Here is a 23,721-nt window from a genome sequence, read left to right as displayed (position 1 = left end):
CCGGTCCGATGTGGTTCTCCCGGCCCCTCGCTTCACTGGTCGGCGTGATTACCATCGACGGCCTCGTCAAGCGGCGGGGCGGCAAGGAGATCCTGGCCGGGATCGGCTTCGAGGCCCGGCCGGGCCGGGTGACCGGCTTCCTCGGGCCCAACGGCGCCGGCAAGAGCTCCACGTTGCGCATCCTGCTCGGACTCGACCGGGCCGACGCCGGGACCGCGCTGGTCGACGGGGTGCCGTTCCCGGCCCTGGCCGACCCCGTCCGGACGGCCGGGGCGGTGCTCGACGGCTCGGGGGCGCACCGCTCCCGCACCGGCCGCGCGCACCTGCGGTGGGTGGCCCGGTCGGCCGGGCTGCCGCCCGCGCGGGTCGACGAGGTGCTGGCGCTCGTCGGGCTGACCGACGCGGCGGCCAAGCGGGTGGGCGGCTACTCATTGGGCATGGGACGGCGGCTCGCCCTCGCGACGGCGCTGCTCGGCGACCCGTCCGTGCTGATCCTCGACGAGCCGCTCAACGGGCTCGACCCGGAGGGCATCCGGTTCGTCCGGACCTTCCTCCGCGAACGCGCCCGGTCGGGGCGGACCGTCCTGCTGTCGAGCCACCTCATGGGGGAGCTCGCCGAGACCGTCGACGACGTCGTGGTCATCGACCGCGGGCGGATCGTCGCCACGGGCACCCTCGCCGAGGTCACCGGGGCACACCGGAACCTGGAGGACGCGTTCTTCGCGCTCACCTCGGGGAGCGGGCGATGAGGGCCGTCAGGGCGGAACTGGCCAAGCTGGGCACGTTGCCGTCGGTGTGGCTGGCCGGGGTGCTGGCGGTGGTCGTGCCGAGCGGGATCGCGATGCTCAACAGCGGCGTCCCCGGCCCCGACCGGGGCTACCAGGAGCTGGCGTTCGGCGTGATGGGCGTGATCGTGCTCGGGGTCGTGGCCGTCAGCAGCGAATACCTCACCGAAGGGGCCGACTCGGGCGGCGGGCGGCAACTCACCACCAGCCTCACCGCGGTGCCGTCGCGGGTGCGCTTCCTGGCGGCCAAGGCCGCGGCGGTCGTGCTCGTCGCCGTGCCGCTGGCGTTCGCCGCCACGGCGGCCACGATGGGGGTCGTGCACGTCAGGCTCGCCGAACAGGCCACTGCCCTGGACGCCGGACGGCTCGCCGGGGTGGTCTGCTACTGGACGTACACGGCCCTCTTGGCGTTCGCGATCACGGTGCTGCTCCGGCACGGGATCGTCCCGCTGACGGTGCTGCTGGTCAACACCTCGGTGGTGAGCGTGACCTTCCTGCTCACCAAGGTCACCCCGCTGGCCTACTACTTCCCGGACATGGCCGGGATGCGGATGTTCGTCGGCGAGATAGCCGACGACCGCGTCATGATCAGCCCGCTGCTCGGCCTGCTGGTCATGTCGGCCTGGGTGGCCGGGCTGCTGGCCCTCGCCAGTGCCGTGTTCACCCGGAGGGACGCATGATCAGGGCGGAACTGTCGAAGCTGGTCTCGCTCCCCGCGACGTGGCTCACTCTCGCCTCGACCCTGGCGGCGAACGTGCTGCTGACCTTCGTGATCGCGGCCGGCGACGCGCCGGTGGCCTACTCGCGGGCCGGGTTCATCGTCCTGGGCGTGCTGGCGACCTGCTCCGAATACACCGGCGGCCAGATCAGGACCACCCTGACCGTGATGCCGCGCCGGGTGCGCCAGCTCGCGGCCAAGCACACCGCGCTGGCGGTGGTGACGCTCCCGGCCGCCCTGGCCGTGGCCCTGTCGGGCCCGCTGATCACGACGGCCGTGCTCGGCACGCCGGTCGGCCTGTGGCAGGTGGCGGAGGTGACCGCGTACCTGACCCTGCTGACGCTGGTCAGCGCGGCCGTGGGGGTGCTGCTCCGGCACACCTTGGCGGGCGTCGCCGTGCTCCTGGGCTGCCTGTTCGTCGCGGTCCCGTTCGTGCACGAATACCTGCCGGACGACATGGTCACCCTCGTCGTGTCGACGCCGGTCCTCCTCGTCGTGGCCGCGCTGGCCTACCGCCGCCGCGACGCGTGAAAACGTGTCGCGAGTCACAATCACTCTGCGGGAGAGTGGCCCCACCTGCCGCGACGTGACGGCGGCTCACGGGAGCACGATGAAAATCAGGTGACATCCGGAGGCGGCTTCCGGAATTCTGAGTGGGCGAGCCGAGTTTTGTCGGTGGTGCGGGCCATCCTGGTCATGGCCGCAACTCAGTTTCCATTCCCCTGATTGAGGTACCGTGTCCAGCCCACAGCTAGACCAGCTCGACTCACCCGCCCAAGCCGCGACCGAACCCCCACGTCGAACCCCGCCCGTGATCAGGCTGCTGGTGCTGGCCACGTTCGTGGTCATCCTCAACGAGACCATCATGATCAACGCCATTCCGGAGTTGATGAAGGCTCTCCAGATCACCGCGCAGACCGCCCAGTGGTTGTCGACGGCCTTCATGCTGACCATGGCGGCCGTCATCCCGATCACCGGCTGGTTCCTGCAGCGGGTGACCACCCGCACGGCCTACACGACCGCGATGGGACTCTTCCTGTTCGGTACGGCCCTCGCCGCGGTGGCCCCGATCTTCGAGGTGCTGCTCGCCGGGCGGATCGTCCAGGCGTCCGGCACGGCGGTCATGATGCCGCTGCTGATGACGACGCTGATGCAGGTCGTGCCCGAATCCGAGCGGGGCCGGGTGATGGGCAACGTCTCGCTGGCCATCTCGGTCGCCCCCGCCATGGGCCCGACGGTCTCCGGCGTGATCCTCCAGTTCGGCCCGTGGCGGCTGCTGTTCGCCGTGGTGTTCCCGATCGCCGCTCTGATCACCTATTTCGGCCTGCGGCAGCTCAAGAACGTCGGCGAGACCAAGGTCGGCACGATCGACTGGTTCAGCGTGGTGACCGCCGCCGCCGGGTTCGGCGGCCTGGTCTACGGGCTCAGCCGCTTCGAGGGCGGCGACGCCACGGTCGCGGGCTCGATGGTGGGCGGCGGCATCGTGCTGATCGCCGTGTTCGTGTTCCGCCAGCTACGGCTGCAGAAGCGCGGCGGCCCGCTGCTCGACCTGCGCACGCTGACCCACCGCACCTACACGATCTCGCTGATCCTCTTGGCGGTCGCCTTCATGGCGATGCTGGGCTCGATGGTGCTGCTCCCGCTCTACCTGCAGGACATCCGCGGCCTCACCACCCTGCAGACCGGCCTCCTGGTGATGCCCGGCGGCCTCGCGATGGGCCTGCTCGGCCCGACCGTCGGCCGCCTCTTCGACCGCTTCGGCGGCCGGGTGCTCGTGATCCCGGGAGCGGTCGCGATCGCCCTGTCGCTGGCAGGCTTCACCCAGATCACCATGACGATGCCCTACTGGCAGATCCTCGGCCTCCACGCCCTGCTGATGATCGGCCTGGCCGGCACCTTCACGCCCGTCTTCACCCTGGGTCTGGGCGCCGTCCCGTCGTCGCTCTACAGCCACGCGAGCTCGATCCTGAGCACGTTGCAGCAGGTGGCCGCGGCCATCGGCACCGCCCTCGTGATCACGGTCATGAGCGCCCGCGCCGAGAGCCTCCACGCCGCCGGCGCCACGGGCGACGCCGCCCTTCTGGGAGGCATGCGCCTGTCGTTCATCATCAGCGCGGCGATCTCGATCGCGGTGATCATCACCGCGATCGTCCTCCCGGCCCGAGCCGCCAACCACGGCGACGGCCCGGCGCCCGTGCACCACTGACCCGACGGCGGCCCTTGGCCTGACCGGGAGATCGAGGTCAGGCCAACCGGGCCGGGAAGCCGCCCGTCGCGACCGGCCCCCAGCGGGTCGGGGTGATGCGGAGCAGGGACTTGCCCTGGCGGATCATCGCTTCGCGATATTCGTCCCAGTCGGGGTGTTCGCCGGAGATGCAGCGGAAGTACTCCACGAGGGGTTCGAGGGCCTCCGGGAGGTCGAGGACCTCCGCGTCGCCGTCGACCTGGACCCACGGGCCGTTCCAGTCGTCCGACAGGACGACCACGCTGACCTGCTCGTTGCGGCGGGCGTTGGCGGTCTTGGCGCGTTCGGGGTAGGTCGAGATCACGATCCGGCCCTCGGTGTCGACGCCGCAGGAGACCGGGGAGGCCTGGGGCCGGCCGTCGCGCCGGGCCGTGATGACGATCGCGTGGTGGCGGGGGCGCAGGAAGTCGAGCAGTTCTTCCCGGGTGACGGGGTCGTTCGTCGCGATCTTCATGGTGTCACTCTAGGCGCGGGGGCCACTTCTCCATATCATTCGAAACCCGGCAAGTTCCCCCGTCTCTTGGAGCGTTCCATGACGCGTGTGCTCGCGGTCGCGCTGTTAGGCGTCGCAGTCTTGTCCCAGCCCGCTCAGGCGAAGGCTCCGGCCGTACAGATTACGAAGATTTTTTATGACTCGCCCGGCTCGCCGGACAACGGCGCGAACAGCAGCGTGAACGGCGAGTGGATCCAGCTCAGGAACTTCTCCAAGAAGGCGGTCAGCCTGAAGGGCTGGACGGTCCGCGACGAGAGCAGGCGCGCCGACCACGTCTACACGTTCGCCGCTTTCACCCTCAGGCCCGGCAAGACGGTCACGCTGCGGACCGGCAAGGGCAAGGACACCGCCACGACCCGCTACTGGCAGCGCGGCGGGCAGGGGACCTTCACCTACATCTGGAACCAGACGTCCGACACCGGCTACCTGCACAACGCATCCGGCAAACTGGTCTACTCGTGCTCCTATGACTCGTCGCGGGATGACTACGTCATCTGCTGAACTCAGGTCATGAAGAACCTGGGGGCGCTGCTGCGGCACATCCATCTCAACGGGCCGACGTCGCGGGCCGCGCTGACGGAGGAGTTCGGGCTGAACCGCAGCACGATCATGGCGCTGACCGCCGAACTCGCCGCCTTGGGCCTGGTCAGGGAGGAGCTCCCCGACGACGTACAGAAGGCGGGGCGGCCGTCGCTGGTGGTCAGCCCGGAGAGCGAGAAGGTGTTCGTGCTCGCCTTCGACGTGGCGGTCGACTGGCTGGTGGCGGCGCGGGTCGGGCTCGGGGGCGTCATCCTCGACCGGCGGGCGGCGGTGCGGCAGCGGCGGTTCCCCGACCTCGACGACGTCGTCGGCACGCTGGCCGAGTTCGGCCGCCAGCTCCTGCGCGACGTGCCCGACGGCGCCGTCTGCGTGGGGGTCGGCGCCTCGTTCTGCGGCATGATCCGGCCGCACGACGGCACGGTCCGGTACGGACCCAAGACGGGCTGGGTCGACCAGGCCTTCGGGCCCGAGCTGGAACGACGGCTCCCGGTGGACCTGCCCGTCAGGGTGGGCAACGAGGCGCACCTGGGCGCGGTCGCCGAGAACCAGCGCGGCGCCGGGATCGGCTTCCGCGACCTCATCTACCTGCACGGCGACGTCGGCGTGGGCGGCGGGGTGATCGTCGACGGCAAACGGCTGGGCGGCAACGACGGCTACGCCGCCGAGGCCGGGCACATGGTCGTCAACCCCTTCGACGGGCGGCCGTGCCTGTGCGGCTCGCGGGGCTGCCTGGAGGCGGAGGTCGGCGAGAGCGCCCTGCTCGACCTGGCCGGCTGGCCCCACGGCAGCGTCGGTCGCGACGCCGTCGCCTCGGTCGTCCACGCGGCGGAACGCGGCGACCAGACCGCCCGGGAGGCGCTCAACCGGGTCGGCGACTGGCTGGGGGTCGGGGTGGCCAACCTGATCAACCTGTTCAACCCGGGCGTGATCGTCTTCGGCGGCATGTTGCGCGACGTCTACCGGGGCTCGGCCGAGCAGGTCCGCACCCGCATCGAGGCCAACGTCCTGCCGGTGTCGCGGGAGCGGGTGGAGTTGCGCATCGCCGCCCTCGGCGACGACACGACGCTGGTGGGCGGGGCGGAACTGGGCTTCGCGGGGTTGCTGGCCGACCCGGCGGAGGCCGTCAAACGGGCCCATCGACCGCGAGGCTGATCGTCGCCGGGCTCATCTTCGTGTACGGGCAGAGCGTCTCCGCCCGCGCCACGAGCCGGGCCGCCACGTCGGGGTCGGCGTCCGGCCAGGTGACGACCAGGTCCACGCCCACCTGGTAGCCGTCGTCGGCGGGGTCGCGGCCGAAGGCCACCGTCGCCGCCACGCTGATCGACGACGGGTCGAGATGGTGCCGCCGGGCCGCCAGGCTCAGCGCCGCCTGGAAACAGGCCGCGTAGGCCGCCGCGAAGAGTTGTTCGGGGTTGGGCCCGCCCGAGTCGCCGCCCAGCTCCCGGGGCAGCCGCAGCTCCAGGTCGAGCGCGCCGTCGGCCGAGACCGCCCGGCCGGTCGCCCGTCCGTGGGCCGAACTCCCGCCGGTCACCGTGACGCTGGTGACGTACAGAGTCATGGCCGGTGCCAGCCCTTCAGTTTGTCGGGGTTGAGCACGATCCACACCGCCGTCACCTCGGTCGCGGCCACGCTGACGCTCACCACCGCGACCGCGCGCCCGTTCTGGCGGAGCACCAGGCCGGTCCGCCCGTTCACCGGTTCCACGGCGGCCTCGATCCCGGACAGCAGCCGGGACAGGAACCGGGCCACGGCCTCGGCGCCGTGGGTGGGCCGCAGCGGGGCGCGGACCTTGCCGCCGCCGTCGCTGACGACCAGGACGTCCGGGGACAACACCGCCCGCAGCGCGGGCGCGTCGCCGGTGGAGCAGGCGGCGGCGAAGCGGTGGACGACCTCATCGTGGCGGGCCGGCGGCACGAGGCCGGGCCGGGGCCGGGGCGTGGTCCGCGGCACGGGCGGCGGGTGCGGGGTCCCCGCGGCCAGGAGCTCCAGGCAGATGCCGCCGGCCACGCGGGTCAGCCACGCCCGTGGCTGGGCGATCGCGGCGCGTTCGGCTTCGGTGAGGGCGTACCAGCGGCGGTAGGTCTCCTGGACGATCTGGTCGGCGGCCGTCTCCGAGCCGAACAACCAGGTCGCGATGTCGATCAAATGGCGGCGCTCGTCGAGCATCTCCGCCAGGGAATCGCTCATGTCGCGTAGCCGGCGAGTTTGTCGGGGTTCATGATCCACAACAACTGGTGGATGCCGTCGCGGGAGGCGTCCAGGACGAGCAGGGCCCCGCCGGTCTTCTCCCGGGCCGGGACGAACACCGCCGGGCCGCCGTTCACCTCGACGAAGGTCACCGTCGCGCCGGGCCAGAAGCGGGGGGCGAAGGAGGCGACGAACTTGGTCACGCGGGGGATGCCGTGCATCACCAGGCGGGCCGCGCCCCTGACGCCGTTGCCGTCGGTCACACTCACGACGTCCTCGGCGAACAGGTGCTCCAGGGCCACGACGTCACCCGACTGGGCGGCGTCCAGGAAGGTCTCCAGCAGGCGGCGGTGCTCGGTCCTGTCGATGGGCTCGTGCCGCCCGGCGGCCAGGTGTTTGCGGGCCCGGCTCACGAGCTGGCGCGCGTTGGCCGCCGAGACCTGGATGATCTCCGCGATCTGCTCGTACGGGTAGACGAACGCCTCCCGCAGCACATAGGCCGCCCGCTCGGTCGGCGAGAGCCGTTCGAGCAGCAGCAGAAAGGCGAACTCTAGCGCCTCTCCGCGCTCGGCCCCCAAGGTGGGGTCGGCGCTGGTGTCGATCGGCTCGGGCAACCACGGCCCGATGTACGACTCCCGCCGCGCCCGCGCCGACCGCGCCACGTTGATGGACAACCGGGTGGCGATCGTCGCCAGGAACGCCGACGGGCTCTGCACGGCCGACCGGTCGGCGCCCTGCCAGCGCAGCCAGACGTCCTGGACGACGTCCTCGGCCTCGGCCGCGCTGCCCAGCATGCGGTAGGCGATGCCGAACAGGCGCGGCCGAAGCTCGGTGAAGACCGAGGCGGCGTTCTCCAGCGAATCCATGAAGGTCACTTCATCGCAACATGGGTGACGGCGTCGACGGCGGTTTTCACGGGTTCTTCCAGATGACGTCCTCTTCGAGCACCTCCACGGCGCCGATGAGCCCACGGAGGGCGATCTCCTCGCGTTCGGCGTCGATCGGGTCGTACAACCACTCGGTGATCGGCTCCTCGGCGAGCTCCTCCGGGTGGCTGTTCTCGGCCATGGCCAGTTCGGCCTCCAGGAATTCCTCGTTCATCGCGACCATCCCAGGCGGTCGAGTTCGTCCTGTTCGACGAAGGTGAGCATCGGCGTGCCCGGAGCGCAGAACATCGTGACGGTGAACTTCAGCCGCACGTCGTCGCGGGCGTTGCCGTCCTGGAAGTGGATGACGTCGCCACCCGGCTCCCAGAAGACCTCCCCGGCCTTGACGATCCTGATGGGCTGCCCCTGCAGCTCGAACCGCATCTCCCCTTCAAGGACGTAGCCGAAGGCCGGCCCCGAGTGGCGGTGCGGCGGGGTGCCGGGGTCGCCGGGCGGATACTCGATGACGATGGTCGACGCGTGCGCCCCCTCCGGAACGAAGGGGGGTTCGACCTCCTGGAGCACCGTCAGCGCGGTCTTCCATGCTTCGGACATGTGATCACTTCCCCTGGTTGTCCTTGAGCCAGTCGAAATAGCCGATCTGGCCGAGGGTGGCGCCGTCGCCGGGCACGAGCGAACGCTGCTCCAGCTCACTGCCGAAGTAGCGGGCGTGGACGTCGGTCACGACCGTGCGCGAGTCGCCGAGGGCCTTGAGCGCCTCACCGATGAACTCGTCCATCTGGTACTGCTCGGGCCCGGCGATCTCCAGCCGCCCGTTCAGCGGCGCGCCGACGGCCACCTTGCCGACGTTCTGCGACACCTCGGCCGCCGCGATGGGCTGGAACCGGACCGGCGCGACGTGCACCCCGTCGTCACGGGTCGCCTCGTCGGCGATGCCCTTGACGAACTCGAAGAACTGCGTGGCGTGGACGAGCGAGTAGGGCACCCCCGACCCCTCGATCAGCTTCTCCTGGGCGATCTTGGCCCGGAAGTAGTCGTTGTCGGGCAGCCGCTCGCTCCCGACGATCGACAGGGCGACGTGGTGCCCGACCCCGGCGGCCTTCTCGGCGTCCAGCAGGTTCGAGGTGGACGTGGTGAAGAAGTTCCACACGTCATCCCGCTCCCAGGAGGGGGAGTTCGACACGTCGACCACGGCGTCGGCGCCCTTCATCACCTCGGCCAGCCCCTCACCGGTGAGGGTGTTCACCCCCGTGCTGGGCGCGGCGGCGACCCCCTGGTGACCGTGCTCCGCCAGCTTCTCGATCAGCCTGGACCCGATCAGCCCGGTGCCCCCGATGACGACGATCTTCATGGACATACCCCTCGTTGTCTTGGACGTCGGGCCCTCACGGCGCCCGATCGTCAGCTAGGACAAGGCAGGGGGAGAAGTTGTGACAAACGCCGCGAACTTTCTTTCAGATACCCACTGACCTGGGGCTACCTAACCGGGATGATCGCCACGGGCGAGTGGGCGTGCCTTCACTATGCGCAGCCGGGCCAGCAACCGCCACACATCGGTGGACGGGTCTCGCTGGAGAATCGGGCAGTCCGGCGCGTGACCGGAGCGGGACGCCCACTGCTGCGGAGTCACGGGATCGTCGCCCTCGACGGGATCGACCTTCGCCTGACGAGGCTTGCAGAGCCCGTGAGAGCAGGACGAGACGAGCGTGCGAGCGTGCTCCGCCGCCTTGTCCTCCCGATTTCTCAGCGCGTTTCGTCGAGCCGCCCTAATGCTTTTGTCGCCTTTCTTGTCGAAGTCTTTGAAGGCTTCCGCCCCTTTGGCCTGCCGCAACTTTTCGACCACGAGCTTGCTGCTACCGCTCTGTGCCCCTCCGAACGCCTGAAAGTGCAGCAGCAGCCACAGATCGAATGACGGATGCGAGAACACGATCTCGATTCTGGACGCGGCCGCAGCCTTGATCGCCTGTGGGATGTCGCCCCACTGGTCGCGGTCGAAGAGCGCCCATGCCTCGTCCTCCCCGGCCGCATCGCACGCCGCCGCGACGACTTCGCCGGGCGTGAGCCCGTTCCGGCGGTAGACCGGCTGGATCCGGAAAGGCTGCCGGTCGTGACCGTCGCCGTCACCGAACTGCTCGTTGAGGTATTGCAGATAATCCGGTTCGGTTGATTCTCCTTCACAGGCCACGTACAGAATCGTCACTTCGCGAGAGCGGGGAATCGATCTCGGTGTCAGCGGGCGTTCGTCGTCCAGACTTCCACGCCGCTTTCTGCGTCCCCCGCTCACGCTCGGGCCTTCTTCTCATGTCGCGAGAGTTCGCGGACGATCTCCCCTGCGGTCATTCTCGGCACGCCGCCGTAACGGCCGCGGAGATATCCGCGTTCGAGGTTCTCCTCCTTGCGAGGCTTGGCCGCTGTGAGTGGATAGAGCTCGGTCTCGCCCGAGCGCCTTTTCGTGGTGATCCATACCTGGTCGCGGCCGATCGGACGATCGAGGACTTCACTGCCCAGGAGGGTCGCGTCGTGAGTGGTGAAGATCAGTTGGGCGCCGTTCGGATTGGCGGCCGGGTCCTGGAAAACGCGTAGCACCTCGGCCGCAAGCGCCGGGTGCAGGCTCGAATCGAGCTCGTCCACCAGCAGAATCGAGCCCTGCTTCAGTGCGGTGAGCATGGGCCCGAGAAAAGAGAACCACGCGTGCGTGCCAAGCGACTCTTCCTGGAGGAAGTCGAGTGGCATTTCTCCATCATCGGAGGTGCGGTGCCACAGTCTGAGCTCACTCGTCTCGGGATCGATGTCGAGACGGGTGATGCCCAGATCGGCCGCTTGCAGCAACTCCCCGACGCGCTCTCGGTAGAAGTCGGCGTCGTCCGGGTGCGTCAGCAGACGCTGGGTCCGCGACATGCGGTTACGGGCTTTCCCGCCCGCTGTGACGAGCGCGAGGTCGTTGAGGAACCACCGGTGGATCGCCACCAGTTGCGGATCGTTGAGGGTCGCGCCGACGGACAGGAAAAGAGCGTTCGGCCGGGTCAGCTTTGCGAGAGCTTCCCGTTCACCTTTGAATCCCTCACCGCGGAAGACGAACTCGCCGCCTTCCGACTCGGGACGACCCGCCTCCCGATCGAACCAGACGTTCCGGCGGCCATGCGGATATGCGTGCAGCCACTCCGCCTCCACCCGCTCGTCCGACAACTCGAAGCCGTAGGTGTAGCGGACGGGATCGCGACCGAGCGTGAGGTCGACCTCGAAAAGGCTCGTCTGTCCGCGAGACTCGGAATCGAGTTTGAAGGGCTCCCGTGGCACCACACCTGGCGCCTTGGCCCAGTCTGCGAAAGAGTTCCGCACCGCGTCACGCATCAGCCAGAGCCCACCGAGCAGGTTGGATTTTCCCGACGCGTTGGCTCCGAAGATTCCCAGCACGGGTTGCGCCGAGACATGGTGCCCCCGGTGCTTGAGGCCGGTCGCGCGGGCCGTGCCCTCATCGAACTCGGTCGCGATCAGCGACAGTTCGTGGTCGTCACGGATCGACCGATGGTTGGCCAACCGGAATCGGACCAGCATCTGAGCCACCTAAGAGACGAGTGTCATCTGCGTCCTGGTGCAGGAAGTCTGCATCAGAAAGCATATGACGTCCCTCAATCGCACGCCAGCGAACTGCGCCGTCAGCGGACGTGGTGAATTGGTCGCTGTGATCGTGGTGAGTTGGTCGCACGGAAAAGGGAGTGCCGGTCGCCCCGGCACCCCCTTCGTCGATCTCCGTTAGCTGCCGTAGACCTCGAACTGGAAGAGCGAGTAGCCCCAGGCCGTGCCTCGGGTCGTGCCGTAGATCCGTACATACCTGGCCTGGTGGTTCAGGCCCGTGTTGTCGTCCTCGCCGCCGTTTCCGCCGGTCACCGATCTGGCCGTGGTCCAGGTCGATCCGTTCGTGGAGGTCTGGATCTGGTACGCCGACCCGTAGGCCGCCTCCCACAGCAGGCGGACCCGGTTGATCGTGTACGTCTGGCCCAGGTCGACCTGGATCCACTGCGGGTCGGAGAAGGCGCTGGCCCACCTGGTCGTGGCCGAGGCGTCGACCGCGGCCGAGGCCGGGTATTGGGCCGTCTCCACGCTGGACGCCGTGGCGGGCTTGTTCAGGGCGAGGTTGGTGGCGGTCGGCGTACAGGGCCTGAGGAAGGTGAAGTCGTCGACGTCGAACAGGCCGGTGCCGGTGCCGGTGAAGGTCAGGAAGATGTTCGCGCTGCCCGACGGGACGCCGCTCAGCGGCGCGAGCACGTCGGCGTAGGTGTCCCAGCTTCCGGTGTTCGGGACCGTCAGGGTGCCCAGGATCGGGCCCGTCTGGGAGCCGGTGCGGACCTGGATCTGGCCGCCGGGGCCGCCGGAGACGACGCGGGCCCGGATCGCGGTCGCGCCGCCGACGGTGATGTTGTTGTAGCCGGCCCAGTCGCCCGGCTCGATGTAGCCGAGGGTCTGGCCGTTGTTGGCGCCGGCCTTGGTGAAGGCCTGGGCGCCGTTCACCGAGGTGAACGACTCGGCCTGGACGCGCACGTCGCAGACCGGCGCGCCGCCCAGCTCCTTGATCCGGACGTTGCGGAACGACGCCTGGTCGCCGGAGCCGTGGTTCTGGAGGCCGATGTAGCCGTCGAGGTTGCGGGCGGCGTTGGTGTTGGTGAAGTCGTTGATCAGCGCGCCGTTCAGGTAGACCCGGACACGCTGGCCCTCGACCAGCAGCTCGTAGGTGTTCCACTCGCCCGGCGGGTTCAGGTTGGCGTCGCGGGCGGCGATGTCGGCCGACTTGAAGCCGTAGACGGAGCCGGTCGTGCGGTCGGCCGTGTCGGTGGCGTCGATCTGGATCTCGTACCCCTGGTTGACGGCGATGTTGGGGTCGCCGCCGGGGTTCGGGAAGCCGATGAAGATGCCCGAGTTGCTGTCGCCGGTCAGCCGCCAGTCGGCCTTGAGCGAGTAGTCGGTGTACTGCTTGGCGTTGTACCAGAACAGGCCCATCCCGCCGACGGACGACAGGGTCGCGTCGGAGTTGGAGAAGCTGCCCGGTCCCGACTGCGACCAGCCCGTGGTCGAGCCGTTGTAGAGGGTCGTGTAGCCCGTCTCGGGACGGCAGTCGGCGTCGGCGCGCTTGGCGGCGTACCGGATGCCGCCGAGGAGCTGGTTGCGGAAGCCCGCCTCGGCGTAGGTCGACTGGGTGTGGCCGAAGCCCGTGTAGAACGAGCGGCCGTTGTCGATGCCCTTGCACCACGTGATCGGGTGGTCGGCGCCCATCGAGCCGCCCGAGTAGGTCGACTCGTCGAGCGTCGCCAGGACCCGGGCGGTCGAGCGCGGGTTGGTCTGGTAGTTGTACAGCTCGTCGGTTCGGGTCCACGCCGAGGGCAGGTGGGCGGTGGCCGGGTGGGCCCGGTTCTCGGTCCGCGAGGTCACCTGCTGGATCGCCGGGTGGCTGGCGAAGTAGGCGCCGGCGAGCGTGTTGTAGAAGGGCCAGGCGTATTCGGTGTCGGCCGCCGCGTGCACGCCGACGTAACCGCCGCCGCCGCGGATGTAGCTCTCGAACGCCGTCTGCTGGGTGGCGTTCAGCACGTCGCCGGTCGTGTTGAGGAAGACGACCGTCTCGTACTGGGCGAGGTTGGCCGTCGTGAAGGCGGCGGCGTCCTCGGTGGCGGTCACCGTGAAGCTGTTGGCCGCGCCCAGGTCGCGGATGGCCTGGGTGCCGACCGCGATCGAGTCGTGCCGGAAGCCGGCCGTCTTGGAGAAGACGAGCACGTCATAGGGCGCGTCGGCGGCCTGGGCCGGGGACGCCGTCAGGGTGGTGGCGGCCAGGGCGATGGCCCCGGCTGCCGTCAGTAATTTCCGCATCAGGAAACCGTCCACTTCTGGTTGGCGGCCGCGGTGCAGGTCTGCTGGGACACGACGGTGCTGTCGGCGGTGCTGCTACCCGTCACGTCGAGGCACTTGGCCGATCCGACGTTGCGGATCGTGCCGTCGCTCCCGACGGTCCAGTTCTGGGCGTTGGTGCCGTTGCACGTGTAGATCTGGATCTTGGCGCCGTTGGCGGTGCTGGCGCCCGAGACGTCGAGGCACTTGCCGAGGGCCCGGAAGGTCTGTCCGGTACGGGTCCACGTCTGCGCCGCCGAGTTGTTGCACGTGTAGATCTGGACCTGGGTGCCGTCGGCCGTCGCGCCGCCCCTGACGTCGAGGCACTTGCCGCCGAGACCGGTGACCCGGCCGTTGCCGGCCGGCGGGGTGCCGGTCGCGAAGGTGAAGCTGTCGAGGTCGAAGAGGGCTCCGGTGCCCGTGCCGGCGAAGGTCACGTAGAGCGAGGTCGCGGTCGACGGCGCGCCTGAGATCGTGCCGGTGACGTTGACGAACGTCTCCCAGCCGCCGGTCGGCGCGACGGCCGCCTGCCCGATGATCGGGCCGGTCGCCGAGCCGGTGCGGAACTGGAGGGTGCCGCCGATCCCGGCCGAGGAGACCCGGGCGGTGAACGACGTGACGTTGTCGAGCTTGTACGGGTCGAACTGGATCCAGTCGCCGTTGTGGATGTCGCCGACCGTGCGGCCGCCCTCGGCGGTGGTCTTCGTCATCGGCGCGACGCCCGACGACGTCTTGTAGTGCTCGCCCTGGCGCTTGCGCGGCTGGAGCAGGTGCTGGCTGTGCGTGGTCAGGCCGCCGTTGTCGGTGTAGGACGCGTCGAAGATCGGGAAGATGTTGGCCGCGTCGTCGTGCTCGCCGTCGACCGGGATGGTGATCGTGCCCGAGCAGCCGTTCTGCGCGGTGATCTGGTGGGCGTGCTGGTCGTGGCCGAGCAGGTAGGTCATGGTGACCCGCGAGCAGGCGACCGTGCCGTCCTCGGGGTCGGTGACGGTGACGCTCCACGGCACGCTGTCGCCGAAGGAGGCGAGCTGCCCCGAGGCGGGCAGGTTGATCGTCACGGTCGGGGCGGTGTTGCCGACGCTGATCACGACGCTCGCGGTGCCGGTCGCGCCCTGCGGGTCGCGGACGGTCAGCGTGGCCGTGTAGGTGCCGTTGGTGCTGTAGGTCTTGGTCGGGTTGGCCGCCGTCGACGTGGTGCCGTCGCCGAACGCCCATGAGTAGGTCAGCGCGCCGCCCTCGGGGTCGCTGGAGCCCGCCGAGGAGAACGTCACGGCCAGCGGGGCCGCGCCCGAGGTGCGGTTGGCGGCCGCCACGGCGTTCGGGGCGCGGTTGCCGCCGCCGACGTAGTCGTAGCGGTAGAGGGCGCTGTTGGCGTCGCCGTTGAAGTAGCCGGTGCCGTAGTCGAGCACGTAGTAGGCGCCGTCGGGGCCGAACGCCGAGTCCATGACCTGCTTGCCGTTCCACGGGAAGGTGTCGATGGTGCCCGGGGAGCCGTCGGTGTTCACGTGGATGGGCTTGACCCAGCCCCGGCCGAACTCGGTGGCGAAGAACTGGCCGTCGAACGACTGCGGGAACTTCGTCGCCGAGGTGTTGGAGGCGTTGTAGCGGTAGACCGGGCCGCCCATGGGCGACTCGCTGCCCCCGCCGAACGCGGCGGGCGTGCCCGCGTCACCGCCGTAGCGGATCCAGGCCGGTCGCGGTTGCGGCAGCGTCTGGAGGCCGGTGTTGCGGAAGGAGTTGTTGGTCGGCTGCCCCGCGCAGTTGAACTTCGCGCCGGTCGCGTTGGTGGCGAAGTTCCACTCGTTGTACGTCTCGCTCGTGGTGTTCGTGCCGGTGCAGTAGGGCCAGCCGTAGTTGCCGGGGCTCGTGACGCGGTTGAACTCGACCTGGCCCGAAGGGCCCCTGGTCGAGCTGGTGGCACCCGCGTCGGGGCCGTAGTCGCCGACGTAGACGATGCCCGTGGCCTTGTCGACGCTGATCCGGAACGGGTTGCGGAAGCCCATCGCGTAGATCTCGGGACGGGTGCCCGCGGTGCCGGGGGCGAACAGGTTGCCCGACGGGATCGAGTAGGTGCCGTCGGCGTTCACCTTGATGCGCAGGATCTTGCCGCGCAGGTCGTTGGTGTTGCCGGCGCTGCGCTGGGCGTCGTAGGCGGGGTTGCGCTCGGTCCGCTCGTCGATCGGCGAGTAGCCGGCCGACTCGAACGGGTTGGTGTCGTCGCCGGTCGACAGGTAGAGGTTGCCGGCCGCGTCGAAGTCCATGTCGCCGCCGACGTGGCAGCATATGCCGCGGTTGGCGGGCACGTCCAGGACGTTGACCTGGCTGCCCATGTTGAGGGTGAAGTCCGCGTTGAGCGTGAACCGGGACAGGCGGTTCACACCGGTCCACGTCGTCCAGGTGGCGGCGGTTCCGGTGGCGGGGGCGTCGCCCGAGGGGGTGCTCAGCGGGGGCGCGTAGTAGAGGTAGACGTGCCGGTTGGTGGCGAAGCCGGGGTCGACGGCGACACCCTGCAGGCCTTCTTCGTCGTGGGTGTAGACCGGCAGCGTGCCGATGACGGACGTGTTGCCCGCGGCGTCGGTCCGCCGCAGGGTGCCGTTGCGAGCCGTGTGCAGGACCGAGCGGTCGGGTAACACGGCGAGCGACATGGGCTCGCCCATCTCGGGCTCACCCTTGGCGAGGGTGACCTGCTGGAAGTCGGTCGCGTTGATGGTGTGGGCCTGTGCGGGGACGGCGGTGACGCCCGACAGGACGAGCAGTGATGCGGTGGCGATCAGCCACCTGCGGCGGTGTTTCATCGACATCCTTAAGGCGGACTTGACTCGATCGAAGCGTAAGTTGTTTCCGGCATATGGTCTAGAAGTTACGTACGATCCAACTAATCTTTTGTTTTTTCGGACGAAAGTAGCTTGTGAGGTAGTTTTTCACCGTGAAGACCAACCGCCCGGAGAACCCGCACCAGGCCGCGCTGCTGCGCCTCCTCCGCGACGGGCCCAGGTCGCGAGCTCAGCTCAACGACCTCACCTCCGACGGGATGTCACGGTCCAAGCTCAACGCCGAGCTCGACCGCCTGATCGAGCTCGACCTGGCCGAACCCGACGGCTTCGCCGAGTCGCGGGGCGGCCGGCGGTCGGGGCTGGTCCGGCTGTCGGCCACCACCCGCTTCGCGGCCATCGACATCGGCGCCACCTCGGTCGACGTGGCCGTCACCGACGGCGAGCTCAACGTGCTCGGCCACGTCAGCGAGCCGATCGACATAAGGAACGGGCCGGCCCCGGTGCTCGACCGGGTGTCCGACCTCGTCGGCAAACTCCGGGAGCAGGGGCTCTACACGCAGCTCAACGGGGCCGGCATCGGCGTGCCGGGGCCGGTGAGCTTCGCCGAGGGGGTGCCGGTGGTGCCGCCGATCATGCCCGGCTGGAACCGCTACCCGCTGCGCGAGACCGTCAGCCAGGAGCTCGGCTGCCCCGCGATGCTCGACAACGACGTGAACCTGATGGCGCTGGGCGAGCTGCACGCCGGGGTCGCCCGCCAGGTCGACGACTTCCTGCTGGTGAAGATCGGCACCGGGGTCGGCTGCGGCATCGTCGTCGACGGCCGGATCTACCGGGGGGTGTCCGGCAGCGCAGGAGACATCGGCCACATGATGGTCGACGAAGACGGGCCGGTCTGCCCGTGCGGCAACATCGGCTGCCTGGAGGCCTACTTCGGCGGCTCCGCGCTGGCCGCCCAGGCCGAGTCGGCCGCGCGCAGCGGGGCCTCTCCCCACCTGGCCGCCCGGCTGGCCGCCACGGGATCGGTGACCGCCGAAGACGTCGCCATCGCCGCCGCCCAGGGCGATCCGGTGGCCATCCAGCTCATAAGGGACGGCGGACGCCGGGTCGGCCAGGTGCTCGCCGGTCTCGTCAGCTTCTTCAACCCCGGCCTGGTGATCATCGCGGGCGGGGTGGCCCGCCTGGGGCACATCCTGCTGGCCGAGATCCGCAGCGTCGTCTACCGGCGGTCGCTGCCGCTGGCGACCGGCAACCTGCCGATCGTGTTGTCGGAGCTGGAGGACGTCGCGGGTGTGGTGGGCGCGGCCCGGCTCATCAGCGACCACGTCTATTCGGCATGAAAAAACCGGGGCGCCTCGAAAAGGCGCCCCGGCTTTCTCCAACTAGCTGTAGTACTCGATCAGCGCCTCGGCGTCCCTGAGGAAGGTCGCCTTCGCCTCGGCGTCGTTCACGATCTTGGGATCGTGCACCGCCTCGACGAACCGCTCAAGCTTCTTGATGATCTTCGGCTTGTCGCGGTCGCGGCCCTTCTCCTCCGACACCATGACCTTCGCGATGTCGTCCTGGAGCTTGGCGGCCCCGGTCGCCGAGAGCTGCCCGGCTGCCTGGAACCGCCCGATCAGGAGCGAGATGTCGTCGGTCGAGGTCGTGGTCGTGAACCTGATCTCCTTGGTGTACGTCCCGCCGGCCTCGGTCGTGACGGTCACCAGGAGGATGTGCTCGCCGAGGGCGAGCTTGTGGAGCGGCTGGATCGAGCCCGAGACGTACGGCCGGCCGTCGAGCGTGCCGGTCACCGTCTTGACGCCGGCACCCGCCACCTCCCAGGCGATCGTCACGTCGCCGCCGTCACCGTAGGTGCCGCCGCCCTCGATCCCGGTGATGACGATCGTCGGCTCGGTGTCCTCGATCGTGATCGTCGCGGCCTTGGTCTCCTCGACGTTGCCGGCCTTGTCGATCGCCCGGTAGCGGAGCTGGTGGTCGCCCACACCGGTCACGGCGACCGCGGCGGTGTAGGTGGTCCAGTCGCCGCCGTCGAGGCTGTACTCGATCTTCTCCACGCCCGAGGTGGCGTCGGTCGCGGCCAGCGCCACCTGGTTGCCCGGCAGGAAGTCCGCCGTGGTCAGGGGGGTGGTCGCGTCGACCTTCAGGGCCAGCGACTTGGCCGTCTCGACGTTGCCGGCCTTGTCGACCGACCGGTAGTTCAGCGTGTGCGGGCCGTCGCCGGTCACCACGACCGGTTCGACGTACGTCGTCCACGCTCCGCCGTCGAGCTGGAACTCGGTCTTCTCCACGCCCGATCCGGAGTCGGTCGCGGCCAGCGCCACCTGGACCAGGCTGGTGAACCAGCCACTGGCCGGGAGCGCCGGGTTCGGCGTCGCGGTCGTGGCCGGGGCGGTGGTGTCGCTGCTCGGCTGGGTCACCTTGAAGTAGTCGAACTTGGCCGGCTTCGCCGCCGTCTGGTTGGCGCCCAGGGCGAACAGGCCGATCCGGCCCGCGCCGACCGCCGTGTTGGTCACGGCCTCGGCGATGTCCGTCCAGGTGGCGCCGTCCGCCGAGTAGGAACCGCGGAAGGTGGTGCCGGTCTTCTGCAGGCGCAGGTACCAGACGCCCTGGGTGAGGTTGTTCGCCCCGGGCTGCGGGTTCTGCACCGAACCGCCGACCTCGCTGCGCAGCTCGATGCGGCGGGTGACCGCCGAGCCGGCCGTGTTGTCGGTGAGGAAGTCGAACTTCACGTAGTTGTCGTCGTCGACGTACACGATCAGACCACCCTGGTGGTACTGCTCGTTGAACGCCGAGCCGTCGAGTTTGGTCTCCAGGGTCCAGTCGCCCGAGGGCGCGGTCTGGAGGATGAAGTTCTTCGGCGCGGTGTTGGCCGTGCCGTAGATGTCACCCTGCGCGGTGTCGATCTCCAGGTTGCCGCCGGTCACGCGGTGGGTCGCCGCGTCCGGACGGACCACCGCGTTCCAGCGGCAGGCGTCGAGCGCGGTGCCGTCGAACTCGTCGTTCGGGCCCGGCTTGACGGCCCTGTCGTCGGGGGTGATGTGGAACCAGTCGAAGGCGGCGTCGACGATCGGGCGGGTGCCCGAACCGGCCAGCGAGACCAGGCCGATGCGCGGGTTGGTGATCCCGGCCAGCGCCTTGGTCTGCGTCATCGCGGTGAACGTCGCGCCGTCCTGCGAGTAGTGCGCGGTGATGTTGGCGCCGTCGCTGACGAACCGCACGTAGACGGTGTCGGAGTAGGCGTCGCCGAGGGTGGGCGAGTTGCTGGCGGCGACCTCGTTGGGCACGCCGTTCTCCTCGCGGATGAACTGGAACACGCGGTTGGCGTGGTCGTTGGTGCCGCGTGCCTGGAGCACCATCTTGGCGTAGTTGTCGTCGTCGCCGTAGATGAGCAGACCCGCCTGCTGGTACTGGTTGCGGGCGTCCATCGTGAGCTTCGCGGTGGCCGTCCACGCGCCCTGCGGCGCGGGCTGGAGCACGATGTTCGGGGTGCCCGTGTTGTTGGTGCCGTAGATGTCGGTCAGCGAGGTCGGCAGGATGACCTTGCCGTCCTGGACCCGGAGGTTCTGGTCCTCGCGGATGACCGACCAGCGGTCGCGGTCGAGCGACGTGCCCAGGAAGTCGTCGGAACGACCCGAGAAGCACGTGCTGGTGACGGCGTCCACCCGCACGGCCACCGACGCGGTGGTGGCCGCGCCCCGGGCGTCGGTCACGGTCACCGAGGCGGTGTAGCTGCCGGGCGCGGTGTACGTGTGGCTCGCGGTCGCGGTGGTCGGCTGCGGCGAGCCGTTCACGCCGAAGTTCCACTTGTACGTCAGCGGCGTGTCCCCGTCGGGGTCGGTCGCCGTGGCGGTGAAGTCGACCTTCAGCGGCGCGGTGCCGGAAAGCGGGGTGGCGGCGACCGTCACGGCCGGGCGCTGGTTCTCGGTGACGCCCTTGCCGATGAAGTCGATCCAGTTGAAGTTGAGCAGCGAGTCACCCGCCGCCGCGCTAGCCGGCTTGCGCAGCACGAAGAACAGCGGCCCGGTCGTCGCCGGAGCACTGGCCAGGGTCAGCGTGACGTCCTTGTACGTCTGCCACGCCCCCGTCGGGGTGATGTCGATCTGGCCGACCACCGGGCCGTTGTCCGGGTCGCCGGTCTTCACGAGCACGGTGCCGCCCACGCCGGCCGAGGCCGTGCGGAACCGGATCTGGGAGATGCCGCCCAGGTTGATCGGGGTGAAGGAGAACCAGTCGCCGTCCTGGGTGAACCCGATGTTCTGGTTGCCGCCCTGGGAGTCGCCGGTGGCCTCGATCTGCACGCCCGCCGGGTCGGTGCCGACGCCGTCGGCGACGCGGCCGGTGCCGGAGAAGTGCTCGGCCTGCTTGCGCTTGGGCTGGAGGATGACCTCGGCCCGGCCGGTCAGCGACTGCGAACCACCCTGGCCGCCCTTGTCGGCGTAGGTCGCCTCAAGGATGTAGAAGAGGTTGTCGTCGATCCCGTGACCGCTGTCGGTCAGGGTCTGGATGGTGCCCGCGCAACCCTCGTGCTGGTCGAGCGGGTGACCGTGGCTGTCGTGACCCAGGTAGGCCTGGATCTTGACGTCGTCGCAGTCGATCGTGCCGTCTTCGGGGTCGGTGACGGTGATCTTGTAGTTCACCTGGTCGCCGAACTCGAAGAAGCCGCCGTTCGGGGGCAGGTCGAGGGTGACGGTCGGGCGGGTGTTGCCGGCGTTGATCGGCAGGTTGGCGGTGCCGGTCAGGCCGTCGGGGTTGGTCACCGTGAGCACGGCGCTGTACTGGCCGGCCTGGGTGTAGGTGTGGCTCGGGTGCTGCGCGGTCGAGTCGGTCGAGCCGTTCCCGTCGAAGTCCCAGGCGTACGTGAGCGGCTTGCCCTCGGGGTCGCTGGAGCCCTGGCTGGAGAACTGCACGGTCAGCGGCGCCGGGCCGTCGGTCTTGTCGGCCGAGATCCGGGCGATCGGCGGGCGGGTGCCCTTCACGTAGTCGATGCGGTAGATGCCCGAGTCGGCGTTGTCGCCGCCGAAGCCCGAGCCCCACTCGATCAGGTAGAGCGCGCCGTCGGGGCCGAACTTGATGTCCATCGGCCGCTTGAACGCCATCGCGCCGAGAATCTGGTTGATCTTGACCTGGCTGGTGCCGGCCTCGTCGAGCAGGAACGAGAACATCTTGTTCGTGTTCCACTCGCCCATGATCGCCTTGCCGTCCCAGTAGGCCGGCCACTTGCGGTCCGACTCGATCGCCGGGTCGAAGCGGTAGACCGGGCCGGCCATGGGGGCGCCGCCGTTCAGCTCGGGGAAGCTGTTCGGGTTGGTCTGGCTGACGTAGTGGATGTTCGCCGGGATCGCGGGCGGGAGGTTGGTCAGGCCCGTGTTGTTCGGCGAGTTGTTGACCGGGTTGGCGCAGTTGAACGCCTGGCCCGACACCCGGGTCTGGAAGTTGTAGTCGATGTACGGCGTGTTGTTGCCCACGCAGTACGGCCAGCCGTAGTTGCCCGGCTTGCTGACCAGGTTCCACTCCACGGTGCCCTGCGGACCGCGGTTCGGGTTGGCGGCGCCCGCGTCGGGGCCGTAGTCGGCCACCATGAGCAGGCCGGTCTTGGCGTCCAGGCCCACGCGGAACGGGTTGCGGAAGCCCATCGCGTAGATCTCGGGACGGGTCTGCGCGGTGCCGGGCGGGAAGAGGTTGCCCGGGGGGATCGTGTACGTGCCGTCGGCCTGCGGGCGGATCCGCAGGACCTTGCCGCTCAGGTCGTTGGTGTTGCCCGAGGTGCGCTGGGCGTCCCAGGCGGCGCGGCCGGCCTGCTCGTCGATCGGCGTGTAGCCGTCGGAGGCGAACGGGTTGGTGTTGTCGCCCGTGGTCAGCCAGAGGTCGCCGGTCTTGTGGTCGATCGCCAGGCCGCCGCCGTGGTGGCAGCACTCGGCGCGCTGGACCGGGATGTTGAGGACCTGCACCTCGCTCGACAGGTCGAGGGTGTCGCCGGTGACCGTGAAACGGCTCAGGCGGTCGACGTTGACCCCGGCGGGGGAGTAGTAGACGTACACCCAGCCGTTGGTGTCGAAGTTCGTGTCCAGCACCAGGCCCATGAGGCCGGCCTCGTTGGCGGTGTAGACGTTGAACCGGGCGGCCGTGACGGTGGCGCCGCTGGGCTTGATGATCCGGAAGTCACCGAGGCGGTCGATGTAGAAGACGCGGCCGTCCTTGGCGACGTCCAGCATCATCGGGTTCGCGGTGTTGTCGTCGAGGGTGACCTTCTCGAAGCTCGCGCTCTGTGAGGCCGCGCAGTCGGCCTTCTCGACGCCCGCCGCCGTGCGGATGCCGCCGAGCAGCATCTTGGTGAAGTTGGCCTCGGTGAAGCTCTCCTTGGTGTGGCCCAGGCCGGTGTACCAGGAGCGCCCGCCGTCGTAGTCCTGGCACCAGGAGATCGGGTGGTCGATCCCCATCGTGCCGCCGGTGTAGGACTTCTCGTCGAGCGACTGCAGCACGTGCACCGTGCTGCGCGGGTTGGTCTGGTAGTCGTACCACTCGTCGACCCGGGTCCAGGTCTTCGGCAGGTGGGCCGTCGACGGGTGGGCCGGGTCCTCGGTCCGGAGGGTGGCCTGCTGCGTGGCCGGGTGGGACTTGAAGTAGCCGCCGACCAGCTTGCCGTACCACTCCCAGTTGTAGTGGGTGTCGGAGGCCGAGTGGACGCCCGCGAAACCGCCGCCGCCCTGGATGTACTTCTCCAGGGCGTCCCGCTCGGAGGCGTTGCCCAGCGGGTCGCCGGTGGTCGACAGGAAGACGACCGCCGCGTACTGCGCCAGGTTGGCGTCGGTGAAGGCCGCGCTGTTCTCGGTGGCGTCGACGGCGAAGTTGTTCTCCGTGCCGAGCTTCTGGATCGCGGCGATGCCGTCGGGGATCGAGTCGTGCCGGAAACCGGTCGTCTTGGAGAAGACGAGGACCTTGAACTCGGGATCGGCCGCGACCTGGGCCGCGGCGGCCGGCGAGGCCATCACGGGCATGAGGGGCAGCACAAGCGCGGCGGCTAACAGGATGACCCTGGCCAGCCTTCCAAAACGCATGAAGGGACCTTTCCTGACAAAGGGAGACGTCAGGCAAAGCGCGCGCGCCGATCACGCTGCCACCGATATGCAGTTGGCCCGGAGATGCCACTCCCCGGATGACTCACGTGATTTGTAACACGCGGGTTTCCGGGGAGCCCAGAGGTGATCGTGGAACGAGTCG

General features: G+C 69.3%; 19 protein-coding genes. 7 read left to right on the top strand and 12 right to left on the bottom strand.

From position 1 onward, the window contains the following. Window positions 1-44 precede the first annotated feature (44 nt). The 4 genes from AW273_RS21925 to AW273_RS21910 all read left to right on the top strand — a co-directional run bounded on the left by AW273_RS21925 (window position 45) and on the right by AW273_RS21910 (window position 3,709). Window positions 45-749 (top strand): ABC transporter ATP-binding protein, encoded by a 705-nt coding sequence (locus AW273_RS21925; RefSeq protein WP_062351084.1) that lies wholly within the window; start codon window positions 45-47, stop codon window positions 747-749. Continuing rightward, on the top strand, window positions 746-1,465 hold the full coding sequence (locus AW273_RS21920) for an ABC transporter permease (RefSeq protein WP_062350951.1): 720 nt from the start codon (window positions 746-748) through the stop codon (window positions 1,463-1,465). The genes AW273_RS21925 and AW273_RS21920 overlap by 4 nt, the downstream gene beginning before the upstream one ends. Beyond that, a complete protein-coding gene (locus tag AW273_RS21915; protein ID WP_062350948.1) occupies window positions 1,462-2,034 on the top strand; it encodes an ABC transporter permease in 573 nt (190 codons plus the stop codon). Before AW273_RS21920 ends, AW273_RS21915 begins: the two co-directional genes overlap by 4 nt. Before the next feature lie 280 nt (window positions 2,035-2,314). Continuing rightward, window positions 2,315-3,709: an MDR family MFS transporter gene (locus AW273_RS21910; RefSeq protein WP_062350945.1), complete on the top strand. Its 1,395-nt coding sequence runs from the start codon at window positions 2,315-2,317 to the stop codon at window positions 3,707-3,709. A gap of 37 nt (window positions 3,710-3,746) precedes the next feature. On the opposite strand, the gene AW273_RS21905 is transcribed toward AW273_RS21910, so the two are convergent. Next, window positions 3,747-4,202, bottom strand: coding sequence for a PPOX class F420-dependent oxidoreductase (locus tag AW273_RS21905; protein WP_062350942.1), 456 nt, complete (start codon window positions 4,200-4,202; stop codon window positions 3,747-3,749). 78 nt (window positions 4,203-4,280) lie between these two features. On the opposite strand from AW273_RS21905, the gene AW273_RS21900 reads away from it, so the two are divergent. Next, window positions 4,281-4,742, top strand: a complete 462-nt coding sequence (locus AW273_RS21900; protein WP_062350939.1) for a lamin tail domain-containing protein — start codon at window positions 4,281-4,283, stop codon at window positions 4,740-4,742. A 9-nt stretch (window positions 4,743-4,751) separates the two neighbouring features. Continuing rightward, on the top strand, window positions 4,752-5,933 hold the full coding sequence (locus AW273_RS21895; protein ID WP_062350936.1) for an ROK family protein: 1,182 nt from the start codon (window positions 4,752-4,754) through the stop codon (window positions 5,931-5,933). Here AW273_RS21895 and AW273_RS21890 read toward each other — a convergent pair. From AW273_RS21890 to AW273_RS21845, 10 genes are all read right to left on the bottom strand, one after another. Then, window positions 5,905-6,339: an Ohr family peroxiredoxin gene (locus AW273_RS21890; RefSeq protein ID WP_083949942.1), complete on the bottom strand. Its 435-nt coding sequence runs from the start codon at window positions 6,337-6,339 to the stop codon at window positions 5,905-5,907. The two genes, AW273_RS21895 and AW273_RS21890, sit on opposite strands and share 29 nt — an antisense overlap. Further along, on the bottom strand, window positions 6,336-6,968 hold the full coding sequence (locus tag AW273_RS36470; RefSeq protein WP_083949941.1) for a sigma factor: 633 nt from the start codon (window positions 6,966-6,968) through the stop codon (window positions 6,336-6,338). The genes AW273_RS21890 and AW273_RS36470 overlap by 4 nt, the downstream gene beginning before the upstream one ends. After that, window positions 6,965-7,834 carry an RNA polymerase sigma-70 factor gene (locus tag AW273_RS21880; RefSeq protein ID WP_062350930.1) on the bottom strand — a complete coding sequence of 290 codons (870 nt, stop codon included), beginning with the start codon at window positions 7,832-7,834 and terminating at the stop codon, window positions 6,965-6,967. The genes AW273_RS36470 and AW273_RS21880 overlap by 4 nt, the downstream gene beginning before the upstream one ends. 46 nt (window positions 7,835-7,880) lie before the next feature. Further along, window positions 7,881-8,069 carry a hypothetical protein gene (locus AW273_RS21875; protein WP_157556019.1) on the bottom strand — a complete coding sequence of 63 codons (189 nt, stop codon included), beginning with the start codon at window positions 8,067-8,069 and terminating at the stop codon, window positions 7,881-7,883. Further along, window positions 8,066-8,449 (bottom strand): cupin domain-containing protein, encoded by a 384-nt coding sequence (locus AW273_RS21870; protein ID WP_062350924.1) that lies wholly within the window; start codon window positions 8,447-8,449, stop codon window positions 8,066-8,068. The genes AW273_RS21875 and AW273_RS21870 overlap by 4 nt, the downstream gene beginning before the upstream one ends. Before the next feature lie 4 nt (window positions 8,450-8,453). Continuing rightward, a complete protein-coding gene (locus AW273_RS21865) occupies window positions 8,454-9,206 on the bottom strand; it encodes an SDR family oxidoreductase (protein WP_062351079.1) in 753 nt (250 codons plus the stop codon). 129 nt (window positions 9,207-9,335) lie between these two features. Further along, on the bottom strand, window positions 9,336-10,055 hold the full coding sequence (locus AW273_RS21860) for an RloB family protein (RefSeq protein ID WP_062350921.1): 720 nt from the start codon (window positions 10,053-10,055) through the stop codon (window positions 9,336-9,338). 80 nt (window positions 10,056-10,135) lie between these two features. Further along, window positions 10,136-11,410 carry an AAA family ATPase gene (locus AW273_RS21855; protein ID WP_062350918.1) on the bottom strand — a complete coding sequence of 425 codons (1,275 nt, stop codon included), beginning with the start codon at window positions 11,408-11,410 and terminating at the stop codon, window positions 10,136-10,138. Between the two features lie 198 nt (window positions 11,411-11,608). Continuing rightward, the gene (locus tag AW273_RS21850; RefSeq protein ID WP_198168283.1) at window positions 11,609-13,711 is read right to left on the bottom strand and encodes a ThuA domain-containing protein; all 2,103 of its coding nucleotides are present in this window, start codon (window positions 13,709-13,711) and stop codon (window positions 11,609-11,611) included. Further along, window positions 13,711-16,524 (bottom strand): PQQ-dependent sugar dehydrogenase, encoded by a 2,814-nt coding sequence (locus AW273_RS21845; RefSeq protein WP_198168282.1) that lies wholly within the window; start codon window positions 16,522-16,524, stop codon window positions 13,711-13,713. The genes AW273_RS21850 and AW273_RS21845 overlap by 1 nt, the downstream gene beginning before the upstream one ends. Before the next feature lie 131 nt (window positions 16,525-16,655). Between AW273_RS21845 and AW273_RS21840 the strand changes: the two genes are divergently transcribed. After that, window positions 16,656-17,840, top strand: coding sequence for an ROK family transcriptional regulator (locus AW273_RS21840; RefSeq protein ID WP_062350914.1), 1,185 nt, complete (start codon window positions 16,656-16,658; stop codon window positions 17,838-17,840). A 42-nt stretch (window positions 17,841-17,882) separates the two neighbouring features. On the opposite strand, the gene AW273_RS35820 is transcribed toward AW273_RS21840, so the two are convergent. Further along, on the bottom strand, window positions 17,883-23,558 hold the full coding sequence (locus AW273_RS35820; RefSeq protein WP_083949939.1) for a ThuA domain-containing protein: 5,676 nt from the start codon (window positions 23,556-23,558) through the stop codon (window positions 17,883-17,885). Window positions 23,559-23,721 lie beyond the last annotated feature (163 nt).

The sequence above is a fragment of the Herbidospora yilanensis genome, assembly GCF_001570565.1.
GTDB classification, from domain to species: domain Bacteria; phylum Actinomycetota; class Actinomycetes; order Streptosporangiales; family Streptosporangiaceae; genus Herbidospora; species Herbidospora yilanensis.
Note: the sequence above shows the minus strand (reverse complement) of the source record. Positions and strands in the feature narration are given on the sequence as shown.